The following is a 25,045-nucleotide window of genomic DNA, read 5'->3' as shown; positions in this document are numbered from 1 at the left end:
ATGAAAACAACATTACTAAAAACACTGACACCAGAACTTCATCTTGTTCAACATAATGATATTCCAGTTCTTCATTTAAAACATGCGGTTGGAACGGCAAAAATTTCCTTGCAAGGGGCACAGCTTATCAGTTGGAAACCGCAAAATGCGAAGCAAGATGTATTATGGTTAAGTGAAGTAGAACCATTCGAAAATGGCAATGCTATTCGTGGTGGCGTACCGATTTGTTATCCTTGGTTTGGTGGCGTAAAACAACCTGCACATGGCACAGCTCGTATTCGTTTATGGCAGTTGAGTCATTACGATATTTCATCACATAAAGTGCGGTTAGAATTTGAGTTGTTTTCTGATTTAAATATTATCGAAGCTAAAATTGTAATGGTATTTACAGACAAATGTCATTTAACTTTCACACATTATGGCGAAGAACCTGCACAAGCAGCATTACATACCTATTTCAATATTGGGGATATCAATCAAGTGGAAGTACAAGGTTTACCTGAAACTTGTTTTAATAGCTTAAACCAACAACAAGAAAACGTTCCGTCACCGCGTCACATTTATGAAAATGTTGATTGCATTTATTCCGCAGAAAACATGCAGAATCAAATCGTAGATAAAAGTTTCAATCGTACAATTGCACTGCATCATCATAATGCAAGCCAATTTGTCCTTTGGAATCCTTGGCACAAGAAAACGAGTGGAATGACTGAAACAGGCTATCAAACAATGTTGTGCCTAGAAACTGCACGTATTCATCAATTGCTTGAATTTGGCGAAAGTTTAAGCGTAGAAATTTCGCTTAAAGGCTAAATTTTGTTGCATAAGTGGCGTGAATACTATAGAATCCGTAAGATTTTTCCCGTTCCTTAACGGGCAACAAATTTGAAATCTTTTATTTTTAGCGAAAAGATTTTTACTATTAACCAATAGAAGGAATACGATTATTAAAACCGTAAAAAAAGCGCCGGCAGTAAATCGCCCAAACCGTATCAATGAAGAGATTCGTGTAAAAGAAGTTCGTTTAATTGACCAAGATGGTGAACAAGCAGGGATTGTTTCTATTCAACAAGCCCTAGAAATGGCAGAAAAAGCAGAACTTGATCTTGTTGAAATTAGCCCAAATGCTGAACCGCCTGTTTGCCGTATTATGAACTACGGTAAATTCCTTTACGAAAAAAGTAAAACCGCTAAAGAACAAAAGAAAAAACAAAAAGTTGTACAAGTTAAAGAAATTAAATTCCGCCCCGGAACAGACGAGGGCGATTACCAAGTTAAATTACGCAGCTTAATCCGTTTCTTAGAAGATGGCGACAAAGCGAAAATTACCGTGCGTTTCCGCGGTCGTGAAATGGCTCACCAAGACATTGGTTTTGATGTGTTAGAGCGCGTAAAAAATGATTTAGCTGAAATTTCTGTCGTTGAATCTGCACCAGGTAAATTAGAAGGCCGTCAGGCTGTAATGGTGTTAGCACCGAAGAAAAAATAAGAATTTTGCTGATAAATCTCAGCAAATCTTTTTGTTTAAGTTTGACTTAAATGAAAAGACAACTGCACGTTGGGCACACTACGCAGCCTAACTGCTTTTGAAAAGGCAATTTAATTTGCCTTATGATGGAAATGATCAGTGCTTCCAAGTAACTTTATAAGTTCGCCTGATTATGTTGTTTTAAACGAAAAATGCGGAGTTATTTTAACAATGCCTAAAATCAAAACAGTACGCGGCGCAGCGAAGCGCTTCAAAAAAACTGCTTCTGGTGGTTTCAAGCGTAAACAATCTCACTTACGTCATATTTTGACTAAAAAAACAACTAAACGTAAACGTCATTTACGTCATAAATCAATGGTTGCGAAAGCAGACCAAGTTTTAGTAGTAGCTTGCTTACCATACGCATAAGCCGTTATTTAAGCAAAACGTACGATTAGTTCATTTTAGAAAAATATTACATAGGAGATTAAATAATGGCTCGTGTAAAACGTGGTGTTATTGCAAGAGCACGCCATAAGAAAGTTCTTAAGGCTGCTAAAGGTTATTATGGTGCACGTTCACGCGTGTATCGCGTTGCTTTCCAAGCGGTGATCAAAGCTGGTCAATACGCATATCGTGACCGTCGTCAACGTAAACGTCAATTCCGTCAATTATGGATTGCACGTATCAACGCTGCAGCGCGTCAAAATGGTTTATCTTACAGCAAATTCATCAACGGCTTGAAAAAAGCATCTGTTGAAATCGACCGTAAGATTCTTGCTGATATCGCTGTATTCGACAAAGTAGCGTTCGCTGCATTAGTTGAAAAAGCAAAATCTGCACTTTAATTTTTTAAAGTTTAGATAAAGAAGAATTAGGACGCTGAAAAGCGTCCTTTTTTCATTATTATGATAGATAAGTCTATCTTTTCTATACATTCTAAATTGATAATTTCGCTAAATTGTCCTCCTAAAACCAGTGTGTGTTTTTTAGCCTATTTCTATTTTTTAAATGATTAAATATAAATAAGAAAAAAGCATTTTTGTTAGTTATTTAAAGTTTAATTTTTAACCTTTTCGCACCCAGTATACTGGGTGTTGTTATCTCTTTACAGAGATAACAACAAAACATCTTGCTAAACAAAAAAGTTTAGTATTTCAATTAAGGTTAATTAATAGGTATGTTATGAAACTGACAAAAACACTTCTCACTAGCGCATTGTTAGCTACTTCAATTTTTTCTTTTCAATCTACTGCTTGGGCAGATACCACAAGTCAATTTCAACAAGCTCTTAAAGCCGCTGAAAAAAATGACTATGAAACAGCCCTTAAACTTCTTCAGCCTTTGGCTAAACAGGGACATACAGATAGCCAATATCTTTTAGGTCTTATGTATGCCGGAGGAATGGGGGTAAAAAGTAATATTTCTACTGCTAAAAAATGGTTCCGTAAGGCTTGTGATAACGGTTATCAAAAAGCTTGCAAACATTTGCAATAGTGGAGATTATTTATGAAGATTGAAAATACTAAAAAAGAAGTAAAAAGCTATAAGGGTATATTAACTAAATACCAAGCTTTACCAGAAAATATTCGAAAATATTTCGGACATATTCCAAAGTTGATTAATGATGATTATGAATATGAAATTGTCATAGCCTATCTTTTCTTAAAAATTGAACAAGGACAAAATAGATTACTTTATGGCGGATCAGTGAAGTGTTTAGGGGCTGAAGCAGAAGTAGCAACAAGCATTATCAATTATCATCATTTAAAGCGAAATGATTTTGGAAAAATTTACAATAATATTTTTGGATGTCCATTGCCTGAAAATATCAGTAAACAGCTTAAAAAAGCTGAAAACATACGAGATCGTGTCGTACACGGTAAAAAAGTTAAAGATGATGATTTACGAGACGCAATTATTGATTGTTTTGAATATGCGAGATTAATGAATCAAGAAATAGCAACTATTGCAGGCTTTACACCTTTTGGCGATATGCGAGGCTTTAAAGGAAGAGCTGAATCTCTTAATAAAAATGTTACTCGTATTTTATTAAAAGGGGTAGGATTTGAAGGATTAAAGGAAACTTAATAACTACAGGAAAATATTATCTGAATAAAATTCGTTTTTGGACCATAATGATTTTTATTCTTACAGTTTATTGGTATTTCTTTACAGAGATACCAATAAAATATTTTACCAAATAATTTATTTTTTAATATATTTAAAGGTTATATATGAAATTCACAAAAACATTTCTTACCACTGTACTTTTAGGTACTTTAATTTTTTCTTTTCAATCTACTGCTTGGGCTGATTTAACAGAACAGCAATTACAGCAAGGTATTGAAGCTCTTGAAAAAGAAGACTACCAAACAGCTTTGAAACTTTGGGAACCTTTGGCTGAACAAGGTAACGTATCAGCTCAATTTAATTTAGGTTTGATGTATCACTTAATGTTTCAAAAGGATCCTATGATTCTCTTAGATTCTAATAAAAGTAAGGTTTTACTAGAAAGTATTAAATGGTATAAAAAAGCAGCTAAACAGGGGCACGTAGATGCTCAGTTAAACTTAGCTGTTATTTATGAGAGTATGACAGCAAATTATGCTGAGGCAATGAAATTGTATGAAAAATTAGCTGAGCAAGGTAACCCTGCTGCTCAAGCTAAGTTAGGTACAATTTATTTAGATTCTAGTAAAGCAGAGAGATTTGAGATAAAGCGAGATAAAGTAAAAGCAAAGAAATTTTTTAAGCAAGCCTGTAATAATGGCTTAAAAGAAGCTTGTGAAGTATATAATTATCTAAATAAGAATAAGTAATAGATTAACTTTCCTTAAAATTTGTATAAATACTTTATAAAAAGTAAATTTATTAAGACGCTGAAAAGCGTCTTTTTTGCATTTATGACTTTAAATTTTGTAAAATAATGCCATTAGTTCTCATCTGTTAAAATCTATGGCCGAAACAATTCCACTAAATCCCATCACGCTGCCTTTAAATCAAATTAGCTTAATCGAAGCATCCGCTGGTACGGGGAAAACCTACACTATTGGTTCTTTATATCTCCGACTTTTATTAAAGGCGGGAGAAAATAACTTTTCTCGTCCGTTAAATGTGGAAGAAATTCTAGTGGTGACTTTTACAGAAATGGCGACAGAAGAACTCAAGAAAAAAATTCGTGAGCGTATAACAGATGCGATTGATAAACTCACAGCCTTTGCAGAAACTCAAGATAAATCCGCATTTAAAAATGATGAATTTCTTACCGCACTTTCTCAGGATTTGGATATTTTTGAGGCAATTCATCGCTTAAAGCTAGCTGAACAAAATATGGATTTGGCGGCGATTTATACCATTCACGGTTTTTGTCGCCGTATGTTGATGCAATATGCTTTCCATTCTGGCATTCACTTCAATTTAGAATTAATTAAAGATCAATCGGACTTGTTGGTTCGTTTTGCTAATGAATTTTGGAGAGAACATTTTTATCCATTGCCTTTTGAAATGGCTGACTTTATTGCGAATGAACTAGGTTCACCAGATTACGTGTTATCCCTATTAGAATCTGATTTAGGCAAAAATTTAATTGTTGATTTGGAGAACCAACAGGCATTATCTATTTCTATCACAGAATTTTTACACCAATATCTTAGTGAGTATTTTAAAGATATCAAGGCACTAAAACGCTTTTGGTTAGAAAGTGCGGGTAAAATTTCTGAATTAATTACAGAAGAATTGAATAAAGATTATGCAAAAGGCGAGCCTAAATCCTTAAGCCGTCGAAGTTATAATACATCACGTTTAGCGAAATGGATTGATCAAGTAAACGCCTGGGCAAATGATCCCCGTGATTATGTACTGAATGACACCTTGATGTCTTATTTCACTCAATCAGCTTTAGGTGAAAAAGGTGAGGAGGGCGCATCCCCCTTTATTGCCCCGATCTTTGCTGAATTAGAAGAACGTGCAAGTGCTTTAATGTCTCCAGATTTACTTCGTCGAGTTATTCTTTATCATTATCGCCAAGGGCTTCAACAAAAACTTTTAGATTATAAACTTAATCATCAAGAAAAATCCTTTGATGATTTATTGCGCTTGTTTTGCGAAGCCTTGCAAGGCCCACAAGGGAATGAATTAGCGGAAATGATTCGTTTCCAGTATCCTTTTGCGATGATTGATGAATTTCAGGATACGGATTCACAACAATACGCTATTTTTTCAAAAATTTATCGTGATAATCCCGAAAAAAATACTGGTTTTATTATGATTGGTGATCCGAAGCAGGCGATTTATCGTTTCCGTGGCGCAGATATTTTTACTTATCTAAAAGCATCGGACGAAGCCCAATCTCGCTTTGAACTCACTAAAAATTATCGTTCAGAGAAGCATTTGGTTGATGGCGTAAATGCGTTGTTTGATTTTCCTCAATCGCCATTTATTTATCAAAATATTAACTTTACTGCTGTTGATTCTCGTGATGATCATCTGCGATTTTATTTAAACGGTAAGGCAGAACCTGCTTATCGTTTTTATTTAACTGAAAGTGACAAAGTGAATAAAACTGAAATGGCAAAAATATGTGCTATTTCTATTCAACATTGGCTAAAAAGTGCGGCAGAAAATCAGGCAGTTTTTCAAAATGAAGATACTTGTAAAACCTTACAAGCGGCGAATATTGCCGTATTGGTGCGTGATAAAAATGAAGCGGCTTTAGTAAAAAATGAATTGCAAAAATTGGGGATCGCGTCAGTTTATCTTTCTGATCAAAATAGCGTATTTGATAGCAATGTTGCGAAAGAATTAGCTTGGGTGCTTAAAGCCTGTTTGAATGTGGCAGAACGTCCAATTTTGAATGCGATTGCGACCGCACTTTTTGGCTTAAATGCAGCGGATATTCATCAAATTCAGCAAAATGAGGCAGACTGGCAACGTTGGGCAGATAGCTTTGCTCAATATCAACAAACTTGGCAGCGTCAAGGGATATTGGCAATGTTACATCAAATTTTATTGGAGCAAGGCATTTCAGAACGCTTATTAAGCCAAGCAACGGGCGAGCGAGATTTAACAGATTTTCTACATTTGGCAGAGATTTTACAACAAGCTGCCACATTACACGAAAGTGAAGCGGCATTGCTTAGTTGGTTTGAAAAACAAATTCAAGGCGAAGGTCGTCAAGAGGCTCAAATTCGTTTAGAAAGCGAACGCCAGTTGGTAAAAATTGTGACAATCCATAAATCTAAAGGCTTAGAATATGATTTAGTTTGGCTACCATTTTTAGCTGTGCCGAGCAAAGATCCAAGTAAAAAAGACATCAATATTTATTATTCTAAAGAACGAGATGAAACCTTATGGGATATAGAAAATCGCAATTTAAACGCTCTTTATGAAGAAACGTTTGCTGAAGAGTTACGTTTACTCTATGTGGCTTTAACGCGCGCCAAATATCAAATGGCGTTCGCTTTGCCTGCGCAATTTGATAAAAAATGGAATGCCTTACATTATGTATTAAGCCAAGGCGAAATAGGCAAAGAAATAAATTTGTCGGATTCTAAAGATACCGAAACATTGTTGCAAACCTTTAAAGAAAAAATGCAAGATAATGTGGAAATCTGCACTAAGCCAAACCTAGAGGCTTTGCCGGCTTTATCAACCAATACAAAAAATGATGATCTTAAAGCTGCAGAATTTACGGGCAATATTGAGCAAGATTGGCGAATAACCAGTTTTACTTCAATTGAACAAGGTCATCGCCGACAAAATTATTTCACTGAAAGTGCGGGTAAAAAACACGCTGTTTTTGATGGCGTAAAAGATTACGATAGCCAAAATGCTATTGAAATTTCGACCGCACTTTTAAACGAAAATGAATCAAGCATTTTAGATTTGCCACGAGGTAAACAAGTCGGGACGGCATTGCATCGCCATTTTGAAAATTGCTATTTTTCTGACTTGGCAAATACAGAAGAAATTGACAAATTAAGACAATCCTTACAGTTAGATGAAACCTTTACAGAACCGCTACAAAATTGGCTACAACAGATTTCACATACGCCACTTTCTAATGAAATAGGAATAGCATTAGCTGATTTGGCAAATAAAGATTGTATTAAAGAAATGCCATTTTATCTGGCTATTCGGGAACATTTTGATGTTGAAGCGTTTAATCACTCGTTGAAAGCCCATCATCATTTGCCAAGCGAGCCACTTCAATTTGAACAAATTCAGGGCATGGTGCGAGGTTCGATTGACTTAGTTTTCCGCCATAATGGGAAATATTATCTTGTTGATTATAAATCTAATTTCTTAGGTTCAACTCTTGCTGATTACAATCAAGAGGCATTGAAAAAAGAAATGTTACACAGTCACTATGATTGGCAATATTTAATTTATACGCTGGCATTACATCGTTATTTGCAAAGCGTTGTGCCTCATTACGATTATGCGCGAGATTTCGGCGGGGTATTTTATCTTTTCTTACGAGGAATGAACGGTGAGCCACAATCTGGCGTATTTTATGATCGTCCAAGCGTTGAATTAATCACAGAATTAGACGGGGTGTTTTAATGTTATTTGTATTACACAAACTTAAAGAGCAGGGCATTCTTTCTCAAGGTGATTATTATTTTGCTAAGTTGATAGCTGATAAACAATGTCATACGGATTATGCGGAACCAATCAAAAATTTAGCCATATTATTAGCCGCACTTTGTAGCTGGCGTTATACGCAGGGAAATACTTGCAGCCAATTAGATCGCTATTTAGAACATAATTTATTTGGCTTGGCTTATCGTACAACGGAAGAAGATTATTTAGCTGAAATTCATGAAAAGATTGGTTATTTACCGGTGGAAGATTGGCAAAATGCGTTGCGCGGGCATATGGCATTTACGCAAGATCCCGTCAATCAAATTGCGCCAATGGCATTTCAATTTGGCGCGTTGTATTTCTATCGCGCTTGGCAAGATGAATATCGTATCGCGCAATATATAAAAAACACTTTAAAAAAACACCGCACTTTAGCCTTTTCTTATGATGAAATTCGTCAAAAATTAGATAAATATTTTCCTGAAAAACAGGAAAAAATAGATTGGCAAAAAGTGGCTGTAGCCACAGCGATTAAAAGTCCATTTTCGATTATTACAGGCGGCCCAGGAACAGGAAAAACCACCACAGTTACGCGTTTATTACTCGTTCTACAAGAATTATTTAATTGTAAATTACACATCAAATTGGTTGCGCCGACTGGCAAGGCTGCCTCTCGTTTGGAAGAGTCAATTAAAAATGCGTTAGGTTTTATGCAAGAAAAAATGAATTTATCCGATTCACTTTTCAATGCGATTCCACAAAAAGCCAGCACTTTGCATAGTTTACTGGGTGTGAATGCCTTTAATGATTACACGCGCTATAACAGTCACAACCCTTTGCAGTTGGATGTATTAGTTGTTGATGAAACATCAATGATTGATTTGCCGATGATGGCAAAACTTATCAATGCGTTAAAGCCGGAAACTCGATTAATTTTATTAGGCGATCAGGCGCAATTAGCCTCTGTTGAGGCCGGGGCTGTATTGGGGGAATTGGCACAATTTGTTAATCAACCTTATAGTCATGAACAAGCCGCGTATTTACAAGCGACAACAAGCTACAAAGTGGAAGGTTCTGATTGTTCAAATCCAATACGTGATTGCTTATGCCATCTAACAGAAAGTCGCCGTTTTGATAAAGATTCAGGTATTGGCAAGTTGGCTGAATTCATTCAAAAAGGCAAAGCAGACGATAGTCTTGGGTTATTTGAATATTATCCACAAGAATTGCACTTTAATGCCTTAAATGATGAAAGCGATGCGGTCAATCAAGTAGTAAAAAGTGCGGTGGAAAATTACCGCACTTTCTTAAAAATGTTGGACGATTTACGTAAACAAAAAATTGATCTTAACACTAAAAATGAACAAGGCATTTCCTATGCCGAGGCTATTCAAGCACAATTTAATTCTGTGAGATTTTTAACCGCACTTCGTAATAGCGATTTAGGTGTTGAAAATCTCAATAAAGAAATCGCATTAGCGTTGCGAGAGGAAAAATTGCTTTGGTTCCGTAATGAACAAGATTGGTATATCGGTAAGCCAATTATGATTACTGAAAACGATCATAATGTTCGCCTTTATAACGGCGATATTGGGCTGTGCTTGGCAAATGGCAAAGTATGGTTTGGCAATCGAGAAGTGCTGACAAGCCGAATTCCAGCACATGAGCCCGCTTTTATGATGACGATTCATAAATCTCAAGGTTCAGAATTTGAGCACACTGTAATGGTTCTTCCAACAGAAGTGAATCCAGTATTGTCGCGAGAATTAGTTTTCACGGGCGTGACTCGTGCAAAAAAAGAACTCACTGTATTTGCCGATGAAAAAATATGGAAAACAGCAATTCGCCAGACAGTAAGACGCCAGAGCGGATTGGGTAAATTATTGGAAGAGTTGAAGTAGTCAAAAGGCGGAATGAATCCGCCTTTAAATTTATAAGTCCATCACTTATTCATCAACAATATCAGTAAATTCTGCACCTAATACTTTTGCTAAATCTTGTGGCGCAATTTCTACGCTTAGCCCACGTTTTCCGCCTGAAACATAAATCGTTTCAAACTCAAGTGCGGTTGAATTTATCACGGTTTTCACGTGTTTCTTTTGACCGAGCGGGCTGATTCCCCCCACAAGATAGCCTGTACTTTTTTGCGCCGCATCTTTATCTGCCATTTCCACTTTTTTCACACCGATAGATTTTGCTGCTTTCTTTAAATTCAGCATATTGGCCGTTGCAAGCACAAAACAAGCGAGTTTTTTCTGATCGCCATTTTCCGCCACAAGTAAGGTTTTAAAAGAGCGGTTAGGATCAATGCCTAATTTTTCTGCGGCTTCATCACCAAAATGTTGATTATTCGGATCATGATCATAAGTATGCAAGATAAACGGAATTTTTTGTTTTTTAAGTAAATCGATTGCGGGTGTCATTATTTCGTTCCTGGTTTTGGTGTAAAATAATGCCGATTATTTTACAGCGGAGAGAAAAATGGACGCAACCTTAAATATTGCGATAGCAGCAGAATTTGAATTAAGTGAAAAAATTGTAGAGCGTTTAGAACAAAGTGCGCTTGAAATTAGTAGCGTTTCTATTGTTGAAATAACACCTTTTGAAGAAGAACAAAATATTCGTTTTCGTAATAAAGGCGTTGAACAACTTTCGCCAAATGAAGTTGAATGGGCTGATTTTAATTATGTCTTTTTTGCAGGAAAACTTGAGCAAGTTTCCCATATTGCGCAAGCAGCAGAGCAGGGCTGTATTGTCATTGATATGTTAGGCGTTTGCAGCGCGCTTTCTGATGTGCCTGTTGTTGTTCCAACGGTAAATGAATCACAATTATTAGAACTGAGACAACGTAACATTGTTAGCTTACCTGATCCACAAGTAAGCCAACTTGCTTTAACCCTTGCCCCGATTTTACAAGAGACTAATCTTAATCAAGTGTTTGTCACTTCTTTATTGCCGGCTTCTTATACGGATGCAGAAACCGTGACGAAACTTGCGGGACAAACAGCCCGTTTATTAAATGGTATTCCATTGGATGAAGAAGAAACGCGCTTAGCGTTTGATGTTTATCCGTATCAAGCACCTAATTTATCAAATCAATTACAACGAATTTTTCCTCAATTAGATCGTGCTACATTCCACGCAATCCAAGTACCTGTATTTTATGGATTGGCACAAAAAGTCACCGCACTTTCAGACTATGATTTCGACTATCAGCCTCAAAATAGCGAGCTTATCGCTTTAGAAGAAACGCTAATTACGCCAGTGCTTAATGGAGAACAAGAAAATGGTGAAGAATCAGTAAAACTTCATTTAAGTCAAATAAGTGCGGTAGAAAATGGTGTAGAATTCTGGTCTGTGGCAGATGAACAACGCTTTAATCTCGCCCTGCTTTCAGTGAAATTGTTGGAAGGAATTTATCAGCAAGGTTATTAATACCAAGAAAATTAAGGAGAAGAGTATGCAAAATATTCTATTTATTATCCATTCATCCCCTTATGGTGATGAACATTTTTTTAGTGCATTACGTTTGGCGTTACAGTTGCAAGAGCAGCATAAAAGTGCGGTTAATTTAAAAGTATTTTTAATGTCTGATGCGGTAACTGGCGGTTTAGCAAAACAAAATCCAGCAGAAGGGTATCATTTACAACAAATGTTGGAAATTTTAATGGCACAAGGGGCGACAATTAAACTTTGTAAAACCTGTACAAATGCTCGTGGTATCACTGAATTGCCGTTGGCGGAGGGCGTAGAAATCGGCACGTTAGCAGAGCTGGCAGACTGGACAATGGAAGCCGATAAAGTATTAAATTTTTAATTTTTTCTATAGATAAAAGAAACCCGCCACAAGTGCGGGTTCTTTTTTGCTTATTTTGTTGCGGCTTTCATTGATTGAACAAATTCAGCTAATTCAGTTAAACATTGCTCGTGATTATCTAAATTTCGTTCAATGATTTTCACCGTTGCAGAACCTGAAATCGCACCAGCTGCCCCCAAAGATAACGCGTCTTTAACTTGCTCTGGTTGAGCAATGCCGAAGCCTTGTAAAATTGGCGGGGCATTATGCGCCTTAAGCTGTTCTACAAGGGTATCTAAATTTGCTGCGTGAGCTTGATTTTCAGCACTGGTTACGCCTGCGCGTGAGACTAAATAGGTATAGCCTTCGCTATTTTGTGCTACACCTTGGATTGTTTTCTCGTCCGCATTTGGCGGGCAAATAAATACTGGTTGAATGCCGTGTTTTTTAGCTGCTTGTACATAATCTTCTTTTGCGAGTAACGGAATATCTGCCACAAGCACAGCATCAACACCAACTTCTGCACAGCGTTGATAAAAAGCATCTAAACCTTTGGCAAAAATTAAATTGGCACAAAGTAATAAGCTAATCGGAATCTCTGGATATTTTGACCGCACTTTTTCTAATAACTTAAAGCTATCTTCAGTGCTATGGCCCGCAGTTAAAGCACGATTATTCGCAGCTTGAATAACTGGGCCATCGAGTAACGGATCGGAAAAAGGAAAACCAAGCTCTAAAGCATCTGCGCCGCTATCCACAAGCGTACAAATAATCTTAAAAGAGCGGTCAAAAGTAGGGTCACATAAGGTGACGAAAGGAACAAATGCTCCTTCATTTTTTGCTTTAAGCGCAGCAAATTGAGTTTCAAAACGGCTCATTATTTCATTCCTTTTTCTGTCAAAATTTTATCTACGGTGAAAATATCTTTATCGCCACGTCCAGATAAATTCACGACTAAAATTTGTTCTTTGTTAGGTTCTTGATGAATCATTTTTAAAGCTTGAGCAAGAGCGTGTGAGCTTTCTAATGCAGGAATAATGCCTTCATGTTTAGCTAACTCTTGGAAAGCATTCAATGCTTCATCATCGGTAATACTTGGATATTCTGCTCGTCTAATACTTTGTAAATAAGCATGTTGAGGTCCAACAGAAGGGAAGTCTAGACCAGCTGAAACAGAGTAGGATTCCTCAACTTGACCATCTTCAGTTTGCATTAAAGGGGATTTCATCCCGAAATAAATGCCCACTTTTGCATGGCCTAATGGCGCGCCATGTTCACCGCTTTCAATGCCTTTCCCCGCTGGTTCAACGCCAATTAAGCGAACATTTGGTTCATCAATAAAATCAGTAAACATACCAATTGCGTTAGAACCACCGCCAACCGCAGCAATCACTGCATCAGGTAAACGACCTTCTCGTTCGAGAATTTGACGTTTAGTCTCAATCCCAATCATTTTTTGAAATTCTCTCACAATCGTCGGGAAAGGGTGAGGGCCTGCCGCCGTTCCAAGTAAATAATGGGTGGTTTCATAGTTTGCTGACCAATCACGCATAGCCTCACAACAGGCATCTTTTAAAGAGCAAGAGCCTTTTTGTACAGGAATCACTTCCGCCCCCATTAAACGCATACGAAATACATTCGGCGATTGACGCTCAACATCTTTTGCGCCCATATAAATACGGCATGGCATATCTAACATGGCACAAGCAAGGGCAGTAGCAACACCATGCTGACCAGCACCTGTTTCGGCAATAATACGTGTTTTGCCCATACGTTTAGCCAGTAAAATTTGCCCTAACACTTGGTTGGTTTTGTGGGCACCACCGTGTAATAAATCTTCACGTTTAAGATAGATTTTTGCTTTAGTACCTTTTGTTAAGTTGCGACAAAGGGTAAGTGCGGTCGGTCTTCCGGCATAATTTTTGAGTAAATCTTGAAATTCACGTTGGAATTCAGGATCGTCTTTCGCTTCTACAAATGCTTTCTCAAGCTGTTTAAGCACTGGCACGAGTATTTCTGGTACATACATACCACCAAACTCACCAAAATAGGGATTTAAAAGAGTCTCTGACATTGTGTTTCCTTATTATTCTAATTTGAATTTCTTGCCACATTAAGTGATGCAAAAGTTTGTGCTGTTGGCATCACTTCAATGCGATTAATATTAACGTGTTCTGGTTGCTGATTGAGCCATAAAACCATATTTGCAATATCTTGTGGCGTAACGTATCGCACATTTTCATAGAGTTTTCCAGCTCGTTCATTATCACCTTTAAAACGTACATTAGAAAATTCTGTTCCGCCACAAAGCCCAGGTTCGACGCTAGTAACACGGATATTTTTACCTGCCAAATCTGCACGTAAATTTAAGCTGAACTGCGTTACAAAAGCCTTTGTACCGCCATATACGTTACCGCCTGGGTAAGGGTAGGTAGCTGCAATTGAACTTAAATTAATAATGTGGCCCGTATTTCTTTCTACCATTTGAGGCAAAACGAATCGAGTAATATTCACCAATCCTTTAATATTGGTATCAATCATTTGTTCCCAATCATCAAGATTCGCTTTATCAGCAGATTCTAAGCCAAGAGCCAATCCCGCATTATTAACGAGTAAATCAATATTTTTCCATTGTATAGGTAAAGATTTAATTGCCTCTTCAGTGGCTAGTCGATCAGATATATCGAAAGCAAGAGGAAGAAATTTTTTACCAAATTCAGCTTTAAGTGAAGTTAATCGTTCGGTACGGCGACCAGTACCAATTACAAAATATCCTGCTTGAATAAGCGTTCTACAGATTGCACTACCAAATCCTGCAGTAGCACCAGTAATAAGGGCAATTTTAGACATCATTCTCTCCTTTTTATTTACGATATTTTTATACTACTACACTAGTACAAAAAAATATAGGAGTTTATGAAGAAATTTGAAGAAAAAGAATGGAAAATAAAAGCAAAAAGTGCGGTGAAATTCCACCGCACTTTCAAAATTAATGATGATGGTGTTCTGGTTTTGGTGGGAGTTTAGCTAATCCTTTACCAACCGGTAAAATTAATGTGCTATAGATTGCAGATTGCTGACAAATTTGTTGATCTGCAAATGGTGTTTTGTGAATGACTTTAATTTTCCAAATACCATCAATTAATGGAATGATATTCACACGTCCTTGACTATCTGTTTTACCTGAAAAACCTTGTGGTTCACGATGGCTTGTACTTGCTTCAAGATCTTTCACGACAATAGTATCAGCGGTTGCAATTACCGTTTCGCCTGCTAATGGCTGATCTTGGTAGAAAATTTGAACAGGGAACGGTTCGCCTGATTTCACTTTGCTTGGATCTCGCAAAGGAACAATTTCAAGTGGTAAACCAACTCTTGTCATTGCCATTTCTGCATTTAATGGTTTTTTACCAACTGTAACAAGACTTTTACCAAACATTTGAGTTTGTTCACAATAAGTTGGGTTTTCTAATCCTTTCAAATTATCCATTTTCCAACCTTCAGCATTTTGTGACCAAAATGTTGGTTTATAAGTCGCTGTCACCCAATAAGAGCCATCAGACAATGCTTTCTCTGATTGATATTGATAATTTTCACCTTTTTGAACTAAGGTTTGTTTTTCACCATCTTGACGAATAATTTCCATTGGCTCAAAAATTTTTAAACGTGCTTCAGGAATTTTTTCTACGTAAGGGTAGTCCCCATAAGCTAATTCTGCTTTTAATACAGAACCTGATGCCAATTTTGCAGGCGCTTGAACCCAAACTTCATGAGCTTGCGCTGCACCAGCTAAAACCAATAAACTTGCAATTAATGTTTTTTTCATACCTTTCCTTAATAAAAAATAGAGGTGAGCATTTATAAAATGAACGCGAATATTAAATGAAAATAACTATCATTTAAATGGTGATTTAGAGAAAATTTCAAATTTGTGATCAAGATCACAAAACATTTGTATAACGCATAAAAAAATTCCCTAAATACTTAGTACTTAGGGAATTTCTAAATGTAGATGGCTGTTATTAATCATCTTTTTTAGATGGCTTAATACCTAATAAATTACAACTTAATTTACTAATCACATGTTCCGCAGTATTGCCCAATAATGCAGCTGATAAACCTGTACGGCCAACTGTGCCTAAAATCACTAACTCAGCTTCAATTTCTTTTGCGACTTCAGGAATCACTTCTTCTGGGAAACCTTCACGAACATGAGTATGGTCTTCACCAATACCAAATTTTTGACGCAATGCTTTCATATTAATGAGATGTTGGCCACGAATACCGTTTTCATAGCCTGAAGTATTAAATTCTGGTAAATCAATCGCCATATTGATTGGTGCTGAAGGGTAGGCTGCAACTAAGTGAACATTACCACGATTTAGATTTTCAGCGAGTGACATGCCTGTTTCCACTAATTCTTGATTAAAGTCATCTTGATAGTCTTGCTCACCAGAAACATTTACCGCCACAAGAATACGGCGCTGATGTTTCCAATCGCCATCGCGAACCATCAAAACAGGAACAGGGCATTTACGAAGAAGCTGCCAATCCACTGGTGTGAAAATAAGTGAGGTAAAACTTTCCTCATCTTTAGTATATTTCACCACAAGATCATAATTGTTACTTTCGACTTCTTCTTTAATCGCCTCAGCTTCGTTACTATTCCAAACAATGTGAGATTGCAATTCAATTTCAGGATCTGCATATTTATCTAAGTAATATTGAACCGCATGTCGGTGTTTTTTGATTACTTGTTGATGCATTTCTGAACGTTCTTCAGAAGAAAGTAAAGCCGACATTTCATAAGATAAGTCATATACAGATAAAAGTGCGGTGATTTTTACCTTAGTTTCATTTTTTTGTTCTTTCACCAAACGTACGGCACGCGCAAGGGCATATTGTTTTTCATTTTCAGGATTGAGAACAACCAGGATATTTTTAAATTTCATAACAACCTCCAAAATTCACCATAGAATAAGAAAGAATCTTTTGAATGGCAAGGTTCGATTTTCAAAAAGGTGATCTAGTGCAAAATTTATTTTTAATGAATACAAAAAAGGCGTGAAATTCACGCCTTAAAATTATTCAACTAATGTTATTTTGGTTTTATTCGTGCCAGTTAATTCAATTAAAGCATTGAGATCATTAATTGTAATATATTTTCCTTGCACTGTAAGAACGCCTAGTTTTTGAAAGCGTCCCAATAATCGACTGATAGTTTCAACTGTTAACCCTAGATAGTTACCAATATCACCACGCGTCATCGTTAAACGGAATTCTTTAGCTGAAAAACCACGAGCAGAGTATCGTTTAGAAAGATTATGAATAAAAGCAGCCAAACGTTCTTCTGCATTCATTTTAGACAATAACAAAATCATTTCTTGATCACTTTTAATTTCATTACTCATTAAACGCAAAATTTGTTGGCGCAATTTTGGCATTTTACCTGCTAAATCATCCAAAATATCATAAGGAATTTCGCATACCATTGCGGTTTCTAAAGCTTGTGCAAAACTAGGGTGTTGCATTTGAGTTATTGCATCAAAGCCAACTAAATCACCAGGTAAATGGAATGAAGTGATTTGTTCTTCACCAGATTCGCTAATGGTGTAGCTTTTGATCGTACCAGAGCGAATTGCATAAATTGAATTGAGGGAATCACCTGCTTTAAAAAGAACTTGCGATTTTTGGATAGGTTTCTTTCGTTCGATAATATTATCAAGCTGATCTAATTCATGTTCGTTCAGCGTAAAAGGAATGCAAAGTTGACTAATACTGCAATCCTGGCAATGAATAGCACAACCTCCTGATTGAACCCGGCGTCCTGCCTTGGTTTCTGCAACGAAATTTTTCATGTAAGCCTCAAATATTTCGAAAAAATTAGTGTAAAATTGATCTAACTCAATAATTATACCACTAAATAGTCATTTTAAGAAGAGTAAAGCATTATGGCAGCAGAAAAATTAACAAAAAAACGGCTGATTCAGATTCTAATCATGTTATGTATCTTAGTTATTGCATTTGTTTGGCGATATTTTTAAAAAACCAAAAAATCCTTGCTCATTTTTAAAACAAATGGATTATTTCTAATAAATTTTACTTGTCACACATTTATATATACGTATAATTCAACATCATTAAGCCTGGGTGGCGAAATTGGTAGACGCAGCGGATTCAAAATCCGCCGTTGAATAAACGTGTCGGTTCGAGTCCGACCCTAGGCACCAACTTAAGTAAAGTCGTAAATCACGAGTGGAATCAATGGTTTACGGCTTTTTTATTTGTGCTTTTTTCGCTAATTTCGTCATTTTCCGCAATAATATTTGCCGTGTCAAATGATGACTTTGACGTAAATTTGACGTGGTTTGCGTAGTCTAACAAGTGTTTGGCGTTAAGGTGCGCATAACGCTTAACCATTTCTAATGTTTCCCATCCGCCAAGTTCTTTTAACACCATCAATGGTGTACCGTTTTGTACGTGCCAACTTGCCCACGTGTGACGCAAATCGTGGAATCGGAAATTTTCAATTTTGCAGCGTTTAAGTGCGCGGTTAAAATCGTATTTATCGACTTCGCTTATGCGTTTGCCTTTTCCTCGGTGGAAAACATAAGGTGACATGCGTAAACTGGCTCATCTTTTCAACACATCCATAGCCTCGGTGCCTAAGAGTAACGATCTCGCTCTTCCTGATTTTGCAATATCGCTACTTACAATGGCTATTTGTCTTTCAAAATCAACCTTATCCCAAGTAAGAGTAAGAATTTCACTCGCTCTCGCACCAGTAGCAAGTGCAAATGCACATACATCTTTCATCCAGTCTAATTGTAAGGCATTGATAAGGCCTTGTGCTTTGACTTGACTTATCCACCGCACTCTTACTTTAGGCTCTTTATTTCTTGGGATATAAGGGATGTTATCAATCCAGCCTGATTGCTGTGCAATGGATAGAGCGCGCATAATAGAGGAGCGATAACGATTTTGAGTTGATGGGGAAATTGGTTCTTTTGTCCCTGTTTTATGAGTGGGTAGAGCATTAAGGATATCATCTGTTGTTAAAGAACTGAGTAAGCGTCCTGCCAATACTTCTCGCCAATATTCTACATGATTCTACATGGCGAATTTTTGTAGCAAAATCTTTTTGCCCTTGTGAAACTTCAAGAAACCGAATTAATGCCTCTTCAATGGTTCTTTCGGGTTTCTTATTTAGTTTTTCAACTTGCCAAAGCTCGTGTTTTAGTTTGTCATGGTACTCTTGCGCGAGCCGCTTTTCAGTTGTTTTAGCAGAGCATCTAATTCTTTCTCCGCTCGGTGTGGCAATATCGATTTGCCATACGCCGTATTTATTTTTTCTGATCGACATTTTCTATTCTCCACAGAATAATCGCCGACCTGCACATCGCAGTATAAATTATTCTGCTTTTTTTTGCGTTGTTCAAGTACTGATTTCTCAACTAGCCAAATATTAGACCCCTCCATCTGGAAGAACCCCCATTTATGGCGATGATTGAAAACCGTGCTATAGCTTAGATTAAGTAATTTAGCTGTTTGTTTTATTGTAAGAGTTTGTTCCATCCCATATTTCCTCCAATAAAAACCGCCCATAAGAGCGGTGGTTTGTTAATATTGTTGTGTCTGTTCGGTGTGACAGACTTTGCTGTCACAGTCATGATTAAGATTTAGGGCGTGCGCCATATACACCACAAATGCACACACGAGCGTAATGATTAATTTGTTCATTTTCTGTTCCTTTAAAATTTAGGTACGCTTGATTACGTGGTATATTGGCTTTTCCATCCATTCAATGGAGAAGAATAAAATGGAAAAGCGATTTGAGTTTATTGATGCTTGGAATATGGCGGCGAGCCTTTTGGTTCATCAGTCGTTTGAATCGAATCAGGCACGGGTCGATGCACTGGCTGATTTAGCGGTGCGCCTTTACATTCGGTATGAAGATTTTCGCCAGCAGTTTCTTGAGATTGAAGCTGAGTACGAAGAGAATCAATCTTCAAACGATGCAAATCGTCTGAATTATCTTTCTGCGCTACGTGACTTTTTAAACGATATAAAATCAAAGATGTGATGATGGCTGTAATAAATGCCACAAGTGCGCTGATAAATACGCTCATTTTGTTTCCTTTTTCGTCGATTTAGTGAATTTAGGGTGTAGCAATCCGCCACACGGTAAAGTGCGGTCGGATTTTGTGATGTTTTAGAGAATATCTAGCTGAAAGCCTGTTGCTTTAGGGTTGTAGGCTCGAAGATGTTTTAATACACACCAGTTATTGCCTTTCTCGCATTCAAATTGCTCTGTAATGCGTGTCAATACGTTATGGGCTTGACGGAGATTACTTCGATATTCGTAAGCAATGTCATGAACGGAAGCAGCGTAGTGCGAACCAATTTGTTTTAATGCTGGGTGAAGTACTTGGCAAAGTTCCGTGCCACGCAATAAAGCGAACCACGCCCAAACGAGCTGTTGGAGTTCATACTCAGTAAATTCAAACGTGAATTTTTGCGGTTCTGGCAATGCGAGCTGTTGCGGTTGTTGCAAGGCTTTTAATGTTCTTTCGCAACGGATGAAGTATTGGCGGATTTGTCTGCCTCGTTTGTTTCTTTCGACCATACCGAGTTCTTTGCCCATATCGAGGGTGATGTGATATTCCTTGCGTGGGCGTCCGTTGGTGCGTTCGGTGATGACGAGGTAGTCTTCATTTTGGATGAAGCCATATTCGTTGATGCGGTCTTTGATCCAAGTAGAATAATCTTTGCCAATATCTAAGAAAGTGTGAAGTTCACGAGCGTTGCAAAGTTGAACAGGTTGATTTTGAATTAAGCCGTTAAAAACAGGAATTAAGTTTGAGTTTGTCATTTTGTGATTCTCTAATCAAAGTTTTAGAACTCATCACAAACCACTGCGAATAGTTGGTGATGAACTGAATAGGATTCGCAGTACCGTTGATTAGAGTAAACGGCGGATCTTTCGATCCTCCTAAACAGTTCATCATTGGACTTTTCCCCAAATTTGGGGAAAAGGTAGATTTGCTGTTTTGCGGCTATAAAAAAAGTCGCTTTTGAGCGACTGTCTTTTTCACCGCTCTAATCATTCAGGACTGCGATCCTGACTTTCTGTTGAAAGTGGGGGGTATCTTAATCCGAAGTGAGAGCGGTGTCAATAAAAAAGCCTAGATTTGTTTTCTAGGCTGACAATTTAAAGGGAAGTATTATCTTCAGGGAGTGATTTAGGCTTTTTACTCCACGTTGAATGCATCCATTCAAACTTTTTATTTTGCCCGAAACCCGCCCAACCTTGGGAATCAGAGGCGTTGATTACAAGGATAGTACCTCTATTGACTAAATCTTTTACTTCATCTCGTATACTTTCAGTTGTTACATCATCTTTAGATGTAGATAATAACCAAACATTACTAATCCAATGCCAATAAGCATACTTACCTTTGAAGTAGTTTGTGATTTTATCTCTTTCTGCAACAGAAAAATTATCGTCAACGAAAAGTACAAATTTCTTTTTAGTCATTCTCGCCATCCTTAACCACGCTTTCAGTGTCAATAATTCTAGCTTGGCTTTGATTTATTAACCCACTTGTATTATCACCAATTTGCCCTTGCTGTAATTCCATTTTTTTAATGGAAAAACGTTCGGATTGTAGGCGGTCTGGGTCGTTTTTCATAAAGAAATCGTAACATCTAATTGCGTATACAAGTAAACAAAAGATAAAAAACAAACCACAGTAAACGATATTAATTTGCTGTGTTGCCCAGTATAGTGTTCCTATTCCTGAAAAGACAACTGCTATCAACCATAATATGGGAGACATTGCGGTTGATTTTGCATTTACCCCCTCCACTCGTCCCATTTTTCCAAAAATGTGAGGCATAAATATTCCTTTTATTATTCAAAAGATGTAAAAAAAGCCTCTAAAAGAGGCTGTTTAAAGAGGCTGTTTAAATTGGCGGTATGATAATCCGATGTGAGTGGTGTTGTCAAACGGTTTTTTAACGAGAACCGCAAAACTCGCCTTGTTGTCTCTCACAACACTAAGGAATATAATTTAATCTCTCACAACACAAACTAAGGATAAAACCAATGAGAAAACCAAAAGCTGATACTCTCGCATTAATGCTTACTAGAGATATTCTAAGAACGCCAATGCAGACGCAATATACTCAAATGGCGGCGATTAGCGAAAAAAACGCTAAAGAACTCGGCTTGTTCATCAAAACGTTATCAGCAGAGCTGAAAAGTTTGGATGATGATATTGAATTTATTCACCTTTTGAATATGTATCGTTCTGAATCAAAATAAAGGCTCTACATAATGATTCAGCCAATTCAAGCGGCGTTAAACTTGTATTTTTAGCCGCACTTTCCAAAACAGCCTGTTTGATTAGATTTTTATCTTTATCAGATAGGCTGTTTTCTTTTTTTTCTTCCATTTTTAACCTCGTTTGTTTTATTGTTGCCATTTCAAAACACACTCCATCTATCATTCGCAACGGTTTCACATGCCGTTGTCTCTCTGTACTAGCAAATGTGTTTTGAAATATCCACATTGGGGAATATTCGCCTGCTTGAGCTCCACTTTCGGCAACTGCACCGTTTTTCACTGGCTTTGCATGGGCAGACTTTAAACCACAGTGTTATTAAGTAGGTTAGGGCTTTTAATCTAACGACCGCTTAATACCGTTATGCACTGTGATTCTGTAAGATAAATTGTTAAAGAGCGTTGCCTTTCGGCTTGGTTGTAAAACCTTTATTCAAGCCCTCACTACAAGGGCTTAGTAAAGATTCTTATTGTTTTGTTAATTGTTCTGCTTTCACCGGGAACCAGTAACTATCGCTGTTCAAGTAAACAAATCGTCCGCCTGAAATATCTTCTTCCTTTTCAAACCCAATAACTTCAAATGGCCCAAATTTGATTCCAAAGTCGTTTTTATAAATAACTCGGTCGCCGACCTTTAAACTGCACTCAATTGGTGATGTTGAGTTAATCTGTTTTTTAAAATCTTGAAGAGTTATCATTTAAGCTCCTTGTTTTTTTGTGTATCTCGTTTTGATGGGGTTACTCTACTTAAAGTAGATTTAATTGCAACTAAAAAATTGCATTAAAGTAGATATTTTCTCTATCTAAAGTAGTAAATATTTGATTTTTAATTGAATTTATTTTTGACTATTTGATGAATTTGCGATCTAGATCACAAAAAAAGAGAGTGGATTAGTACGGATTTTAAAAAGTACGGTAGGAATTGCAGGCAAAAGAAAACCGCCTGGGGGCGGTTTGGTGATTAGTTAATGTAGCAATAAGACTGTGGAGGTGCGCCAGATGGCAGCACATCTGAAATTACTAACGGCTCATCGTATAACTTGAATGAATCAATTTCAAATGCGTGTGCTAAAGCTCTTGAGGAGAAATATTGATCAAAGAAATTTTTAGTGATGCCGGAAAACTCCTTTGTTTTTTCCCAAAGAGATTCCGGAGTGTGAGATAAAGTATCTTTCACTTTAAATTCACCAACCACTTTCCCTACCGGCATTGTGGAATACACAACAACTGTTGTTATCCCTTCCCGTTTTGGTAGGGATTTTCTGAATTCAAACTTTTTTTCACCTGAAATGATTTTTTCTACAAATTCAGGTTTAATCGATAATAAAACTTTCATTAGCCTTTGATAAAAATAGAATTTCACTGAAATTATCATCCGAAATTGGATGGAGCACTATTCTATTTTGATCTCTGATAATACCATTGTCAAGCAACTCCTTCCGAGTAACTCGTTTAGGTAGGGCAATATTGTAAGTGAATCTAATGACGTATGGGTAGCGTTTTTCCTTATAGAATTTAGAAAGCTCCGTATTGGTAAATACACTGAATCGACTACAATATTTAAGATAAGATTCCTCTGTCGGGAATTTTGAGATATGGCGAACTTCCTCTACAACACAAATGGAAGATACAACTGAGCGATAATATGCGTGACCTTGTCTATCACTAGTTCTGTATATTATAAGAATATCACCATGTTTTAATTTGCAAGCATCATCTGCGGCTGATATATAGATTTTATGTATGCTATTTGAGTGGGAAACATCTTGAACGATATCTTGATATTCATTACATAAAATAGAGTCAGGGAATAGACGAGTGTGATACTCAGGATGAATTGCTAGAAGGTATTTATTGGCATTGGGATCAACGTAAGGGTAGTCTAGAATAATATCACCAACAACGTGCCGCATATCTCGCATATAAACACACTCTGTTCCATTCATAGTCTGCTTAGTGCCGGCATGATAAAAACCATATTCTTGAAATAATTTAATGAGATAATCGTATTTTTCAAATATAGTTAGATAAATAAGTTCAAAGTCATTAACGATTGCTATATCAAGAATTTTCTTTATAAATCTCTGTCCCCGAAGTGTTCCTTGTGGATTAAATTTGAATGTGCCGACTTTTAAAATACGTCGATTATATATTGGCTGCTCTATATCTGGTATTTCATTTTCTTCTTTAAGATATAAAAAACCGTCAATACTATGCTGGTTGTAAAGCACATAAGCACATTCCTTTTCGTCAGCTTTTCGCATGAACCAATTGGAAAATTCCTTATAATCAGTTTTTAAACTATCAAAGAATGGATCGTTTAAATCGACATCAGAGAAACGTTCAATTTTTAAGTTATCCATATTTTTTCCTTAGGTATTGGTTAGTTATTACAGATTAACAATATTCAGTGTTAGTTTCTATAGTAAAACTGAATACCAAAAGACTTTTCCAATGACTGATATATCTTGCATGTCTGCTATCTCATCCGGGTGTTCTTCGCTGTTGTAACTGCGTATTTTCACTTGCTCATTTGGCATGTTGTAGAGTAGCTTTATGCGCAACAAGCCACCGTGATTGATAGCGTAAACCTTACCGTCTCGGATTGTCTTATTACCCAAATCAATTCCTACCGTTGTTCCATCTGGAATAACCGGCTCCATTGAATTTCCATCAGCAATCACACATACCGCATTTTCGTACTGTACGCCTTGTTTACGTAGTGTTGATTTGGAAAAACGCAATTTGAAGTTGTTATAGTCTGCTATGTCATCAGCAAAGCCGTTACCGGCAGCAAGGCGAATATCTTGATAAAACGGAACGGCGTATTCATCGCTATTTAGTGGAG

The 25,045-nt window shown here is 36.9% G+C and carries 29 protein-coding genes, 1 tRNA gene and 1 pseudogene; 13 read left to right on the top strand and 18 right to left on the bottom strand.

The window, feature by feature from the left end; all coding sequences use genetic code 11:
• The 9 genes from DV434_RS09115 (at position 1) to recD (ending at position 9,957) form a co-directional block, all read left to right on the top strand.
• Positions 1–813, top strand: coding sequence for a D-hexose-6-phosphate mutarotase (locus DV434_RS09115; RefSeq protein WP_118785876.1), 813 nt, complete (start codon positions 1–3; stop codon positions 811–813).
• A 130-nt stretch (positions 814–943) separates the two neighbouring features.
• On the top strand, positions 944–1,489 hold the full coding sequence (gene infC / locus DV434_RS09110) for a translation initiation factor IF-3 (RefSeq protein WP_432507863.1): 546 nt from the start codon (positions 944–946) through the stop codon (positions 1,487–1,489).
• A gap of 210 nt (positions 1,490–1,699) precedes the next feature.
• Positions 1,700–1,897 (top strand): 50S ribosomal protein L35, encoded by a 198-nt coding sequence (gene rpmI, locus DV434_RS09105; protein ID WP_005596065.1) that lies wholly within the window; start codon positions 1,700–1,702, stop codon positions 1,895–1,897.
• A gap of 65 nt (positions 1,898–1,962) precedes the next feature.
• Positions 1,963–2,316: a 50S ribosomal protein L20 gene (rplT, locus tag DV434_RS09100; protein WP_005596075.1), complete on the top strand. Its 354-nt coding sequence runs from the start codon at positions 1,963–1,965 to the stop codon at positions 2,314–2,316.
• A 337-nt stretch (positions 2,317–2,653) separates the two neighbouring features.
• Positions 2,654–2,965, top strand: a complete 312-nt coding sequence (locus DV434_RS09095; protein WP_118785875.1) for a tetratricopeptide repeat protein — start codon at positions 2,654–2,656, stop codon at positions 2,963–2,965.
• Between the two features lie 12 nt (positions 2,966–2,977).
• Positions 2,978–3,559, top strand: a complete 582-nt coding sequence (locus DV434_RS09090) for a hypothetical protein (RefSeq protein ID WP_053465106.1) — start codon at positions 2,978–2,980, stop codon at positions 3,557–3,559.
• A gap of 146 nt (positions 3,560–3,705) precedes the next feature.
• Positions 3,706–4,290: a tetratricopeptide repeat protein gene (locus tag DV434_RS09085; RefSeq protein ID WP_005631706.1), complete on the top strand. Its 585-nt coding sequence runs from the start codon at positions 3,706–3,708 to the stop codon at positions 4,288–4,290.
• Between the two features lie 136 nt (positions 4,291–4,426).
• A complete protein-coding gene (gene recB, locus DV434_RS09080) occupies positions 4,427–8,035 on the top strand; it encodes an exodeoxyribonuclease V subunit beta (RefSeq protein WP_118811590.1) in 3,609 nt (1,202 codons plus the stop codon).
• A complete protein-coding gene (gene recD / locus DV434_RS09075) occupies positions 8,035–9,957 on the top strand; it encodes an exodeoxyribonuclease V subunit alpha (protein ID WP_118785873.1) in 1,923 nt (640 codons plus the stop codon). The genes recB and recD overlap by 1 nt, the downstream gene beginning before the upstream one ends.
• Before the next feature lie 45 nt (positions 9,958–10,002).
• On the opposite strand, the gene ybaK is transcribed toward recD, so the two are convergent.
• Positions 10,003–10,479: a Cys-tRNA(Pro) deacylase gene (gene ybaK, locus DV434_RS09070; RefSeq protein ID WP_118785872.1), complete on the bottom strand. Its 477-nt coding sequence runs from the start codon at positions 10,477–10,479 to the stop codon at positions 10,003–10,005.
• 58 nt (positions 10,480–10,537) lie between these two features.
• Here ybaK and DV434_RS09065 point away from each other — a divergent pair, with 58 nt between their 5' ends.
• Positions 10,538–11,491 carry an oxidoreductase gene (locus tag DV434_RS09065; protein WP_118785871.1) on the top strand — a complete coding sequence of 318 codons (954 nt, stop codon included), beginning with the start codon at positions 10,538–10,540 and terminating at the stop codon, positions 11,489–11,491.
• A gap of 25 nt (positions 11,492–11,516) precedes the next feature.
• Entirely contained in the window at positions 11,517–11,873 is a 357-nt protein-coding gene (locus DV434_RS09060; RefSeq protein ID WP_118785870.1) for a DsrE/DsrF/TusD sulfur relay family protein, read from the top strand.
• A 50-nt stretch (positions 11,874–11,923) separates the two neighbouring features.
• Here the strand turns inward: DV434_RS09060 and trpA are convergent, their stop codons facing one another.
• The 6 genes from trpA to fnr form a co-directional block, all read right to left on the bottom strand.
• Positions 11,924–12,730, bottom strand: a complete 807-nt coding sequence (trpA, locus tag DV434_RS09055; RefSeq protein WP_118785869.1) for a tryptophan synthase subunit alpha — start codon at positions 12,728–12,730, stop codon at positions 11,924–11,926.
• Positions 12,730–13,926, bottom strand: a complete 1,197-nt coding sequence (trpB, locus tag DV434_RS09050; RefSeq protein WP_118785868.1) for a tryptophan synthase subunit beta — start codon at positions 13,924–13,926, stop codon at positions 12,730–12,732. Before trpB ends, trpA begins: the two co-directional genes overlap by 1 nt.
• A gap of 17 nt (positions 13,927–13,943) precedes the next feature.
• Positions 13,944–14,702, bottom strand: coding sequence for an SDR family oxidoreductase (locus DV434_RS09045; protein ID WP_192881510.1), 759 nt, complete (start codon positions 14,700–14,702; stop codon positions 13,944–13,946).
• A gap of 139 nt (positions 14,703–14,841) precedes the next feature.
• Complete coding sequence (locus tag DV434_RS09040) at positions 14,842–15,678, bottom strand: DUF4198 domain-containing protein (protein ID WP_118785866.1); 837 nt, start codon at positions 15,676–15,678, stop codon at positions 14,842–14,844.
• Positions 15,679–15,874: 196 nt separating this feature from the next.
• A complete protein-coding gene (gene uspE, locus DV434_RS09035) occupies positions 15,875–16,804 on the bottom strand; it encodes a universal stress protein UspE (protein ID WP_118785865.1) in 930 nt (309 codons plus the stop codon).
• A gap of 132 nt (positions 16,805–16,936) precedes the next feature.
• A complete protein-coding gene (gene fnr, locus DV434_RS09030; RefSeq protein WP_005634634.1) occupies positions 16,937–17,710 on the bottom strand; it encodes a fumarate/nitrate reduction transcriptional regulator Fnr in 774 nt (257 codons plus the stop codon).
• Between the two features lie 286 nt (positions 17,711–17,996).
• On the opposite strand from fnr, the gene DV434_RS09025 reads away from it, so the two are divergent.
• Positions 17,997–18,082 (top strand) — tRNA-Leu (locus tag DV434_RS09025).
• A 31-nt stretch (positions 18,083–18,113) separates the two neighbouring features.
• Here the strand turns inward: DV434_RS09025 and DV434_RS09020 are convergent.
• The 6 genes and pseudogenes from DV434_RS09020 to DV434_RS08995 form a co-directional block, all read right to left on the bottom strand.
• Positions 18,114–19,173: pseudogene (locus DV434_RS09020) on the bottom strand (tyrosine-type recombinase/integrase).
• Complete coding sequence (locus tag DV434_RS09015) at positions 19,089–19,427, bottom strand: helix-turn-helix domain-containing protein (protein ID WP_239992781.1); 339 nt, start codon at positions 19,425–19,427, stop codon at positions 19,089–19,091. Before DV434_RS09015 ends, DV434_RS09020 begins: the two are co-directional and overlap by 85 nt.
• Positions 19,428–19,690: 263 nt before the next feature.
• Positions 19,691–19,981 carry a hypothetical protein gene (locus DV434_RS09010; protein WP_118785864.1) on the bottom strand — a complete coding sequence of 97 codons (291 nt, stop codon included), beginning with the start codon at positions 19,979–19,981 and terminating at the stop codon, positions 19,691–19,693.
• A gap of 83 nt (positions 19,982–20,064) precedes the next feature.
• On the bottom strand, positions 20,065–20,724 hold the full coding sequence (locus DV434_RS09005; RefSeq protein WP_118785863.1) for a P22AR C-terminal domain-containing protein: 660 nt from the start codon (positions 20,722–20,724) through the stop codon (positions 20,065–20,067).
• Between the two features lie 339 nt (positions 20,725–21,063).
• Positions 21,064–21,390 (bottom strand): hypothetical protein, encoded by a 327-nt coding sequence (locus DV434_RS09000; RefSeq protein WP_118785862.1) that lies wholly within the window; start codon positions 21,388–21,390, stop codon positions 21,064–21,066.
• The gene (locus DV434_RS08995; protein WP_118785861.1) at positions 21,383–21,751 is read right to left on the bottom strand and encodes a hypothetical protein; all 369 of its coding nucleotides are present in this window, start codon (positions 21,749–21,751) and stop codon (positions 21,383–21,385) included. The genes DV434_RS09000 and DV434_RS08995 overlap by 8 nt, the downstream gene beginning before the upstream one ends.
• A 209-nt stretch (positions 21,752–21,960) precedes the next feature.
• On the opposite strand from DV434_RS08995, the gene DV434_RS08990 reads away from it, so the two are divergent.
• Positions 21,961–22,179: a hypothetical protein gene (locus DV434_RS08990; RefSeq protein WP_118785860.1), complete on the top strand. Its 219-nt coding sequence runs from the start codon at positions 21,961–21,963 to the stop codon at positions 22,177–22,179.
• Here the strand turns inward: DV434_RS08990 and DV434_RS10835 are convergent.
• From DV434_RS10835 to DV434_RS08970, 5 genes are all read right to left on the bottom strand, one after another.
• Positions 22,139–22,480 (bottom strand): hypothetical protein, encoded by a 342-nt coding sequence (locus DV434_RS10835; protein ID WP_192881514.1) that lies wholly within the window; start codon positions 22,478–22,480, stop codon positions 22,139–22,141. The genes DV434_RS08990 and DV434_RS10835 overlap by 41 nt on opposite strands.
• A 184-nt stretch (positions 22,481–22,664) precedes the next feature.
• Positions 22,665–22,895, bottom strand: a complete 231-nt coding sequence (locus tag DV434_RS08985; RefSeq protein WP_118785859.1) for a hypothetical protein — start codon at positions 22,893–22,895, stop codon at positions 22,665–22,667.
• Positions 22,896–23,158: 263 nt separating this feature from the next.
• The gene (locus tag DV434_RS08980; RefSeq protein ID WP_118785858.1) at positions 23,159–23,533 is read right to left on the bottom strand and encodes an ASCH domain-containing protein; all 375 of its coding nucleotides are present in this window, start codon (positions 23,531–23,533) and stop codon (positions 23,159–23,161) included.
• Positions 23,511–24,560, bottom strand: coding sequence for an N-acetyltransferase (locus DV434_RS08975; RefSeq protein ID WP_118785857.1), 1,050 nt, complete (start codon positions 24,558–24,560; stop codon positions 23,511–23,513). The genes DV434_RS08980 and DV434_RS08975 overlap by 23 nt, the downstream gene beginning before the upstream one ends.
• A 57-nt stretch (positions 24,561–24,617) precedes the next feature.
• On the bottom strand, positions 24,618–25,045 hold a 428-nt coding region (locus DV434_RS08970; protein WP_153065691.1), incomplete at its 5' end, for a S24 family peptidase.

This window comes from Haemophilus haemolyticus (genome assembly GCF_003493685.1).
Taxonomy (GTDB): domain Bacteria; phylum Pseudomonadota; class Gammaproteobacteria; order Enterobacterales; family Pasteurellaceae; genus Haemophilus; species Haemophilus haemolyticus_O.
This window is presented reverse-complemented; position numbering and strand designations above follow the sequence as displayed.

Bases quoted from the DNA above. Each gene is read 5' to 3' on its own strand.
- rplT (WP_005596075.1), top strand. From the start codon at position 1,963: ATGGCTCGTGTAAAACGTGGTGTTATTGCAAGAGCACGCCATAAGAAA.
- DV434_RS08975 (WP_118785857.1), bottom strand. From the start codon at position 24,560: ATGGATAACTTAAAAATTGAACGTTTCTCTGATGTCGATTTAAACGAT.
- DV434_RS09000 (WP_118785862.1), bottom strand. From the start codon at position 21,390: ATGACTAAAAAGAAATTTGTACTTTTCGTTGACGATAATTTTTCTGTT.
- DV434_RS09005 (WP_118785863.1), bottom strand. From the start codon at position 20,724: ATGACAAACTCAAACTTAATTCCTGTTTTTAACGGCTTAATTCAAAAT.
- DV434_RS09115 (WP_118785876.1), top strand. From the start codon at position 1: ATGAAAACAACATTACTAAAAACACTGACACCAGAACTTCATCTTGTT.
- fnr (WP_005634634.1), bottom strand. From the start codon at position 17,710: ATGAAAAATTTCGTTGCAGAAACCAAGGCAGGACGCCGGGTTCAATCA.
- DV434_RS09040 (WP_118785866.1), bottom strand. From the start codon at position 15,678: ATGAAAAAAACATTAATTGCAAGTTTATTGGTTTTAGCTGGTGCAGCG.
- DV434_RS09090 (WP_053465106.1), top strand. From the start codon at position 2,978: ATGAAGATTGAAAATACTAAAAAAGAAGTAAAAAGCTATAAGGGTATA.
- DV434_RS08995 (WP_118785861.1), bottom strand. From the start codon at position 21,751: ATGCCTCACATTTTTGGAAAAATGGGACGAGTGGAGGGGGTAAATGCA.
- DV434_RS09015 (WP_239992781.1), bottom strand. From the start codon at position 19,427: ATGGAACAAACTCTTACAATAAAACAAACAGCTAAATTACTTAATCTA.
- ybaK (WP_118785872.1), bottom strand. From the start codon at position 10,479: ATGACACCCGCAATCGATTTACTTAAAAAACAAAAAATTCCGTTTATC.
- rpmI (WP_005596065.1), top strand. From the start codon at position 1,700: ATGCCTAAAATCAAAACAGTACGCGGCGCAGCGAAGCGCTTCAAAAAA.
- DV434_RS08985 (WP_118785859.1), bottom strand. From the start codon at position 22,895: ATGATAACTCTTCAAGATTTTAAAAAACAGATTAACTCAACATCACCA.
- DV434_RS09085 (WP_005631706.1), top strand. From the start codon at position 3,706: ATGAAATTCACAAAAACATTTCTTACCACTGTACTTTTAGGTACTTTA.
- DV434_RS09010 (WP_118785864.1), bottom strand. From the start codon at position 19,981: ATGAGCGTATTTATCAGCGCACTTGTGGCATTTATTACAGCCATCATC.
- uspE (WP_118785865.1), bottom strand. From the start codon at position 16,804: ATGAAATTTAAAAATATCCTGGTTGTTCTCAATCCTGAAAATGAAAAA.
- recD (WP_118785873.1), top strand. From the start codon at position 8,035: ATGTTATTTGTATTACACAAACTTAAAGAGCAGGGCATTCTTTCTCAA.
- recB (WP_118811590.1), top strand. From the start codon at position 4,427: ATGGCCGAAACAATTCCACTAAATCCCATCACGCTGCCTTTAAATCAA.
- DV434_RS09060 (WP_118785870.1), top strand. From the start codon at position 11,517: ATGCAAAATATTCTATTTATTATCCATTCATCCCCTTATGGTGATGAA.
- DV434_RS09065 (WP_118785871.1), top strand. From the start codon at position 10,538: ATGGACGCAACCTTAAATATTGCGATAGCAGCAGAATTTGAATTAAGT.
- DV434_RS08980 (WP_118785858.1), bottom strand. From the start codon at position 23,533: ATGAAAGTTTTATTATCGATTAAACCTGAATTTGTAGAAAAAATCATT.
- trpB (WP_118785868.1), bottom strand. From the start codon at position 13,926: ATGTCAGAGACTCTTTTAAATCCCTATTTTGGTGAGTTTGGTGGTATG.
- DV434_RS09045 (WP_192881510.1), bottom strand. From the start codon at position 14,702: ATGTCTAAAATTGCCCTTATTACTGGTGCTACTGCAGGATTTGGTAGT.
- DV434_RS09095 (WP_118785875.1), top strand. From the start codon at position 2,654: ATGAAACTGACAAAAACACTTCTCACTAGCGCATTGTTAGCTACTTCA.
- trpA (WP_118785869.1), bottom strand. From the start codon at position 12,730: ATGAGCCGTTTTGAAACTCAATTTGCTGCGCTTAAAGCAAAAAATGAA.
- DV434_RS08990 (WP_118785860.1), top strand. From the start codon at position 21,961: ATGAGAAAACCAAAAGCTGATACTCTCGCATTAATGCTTACTAGAGAT.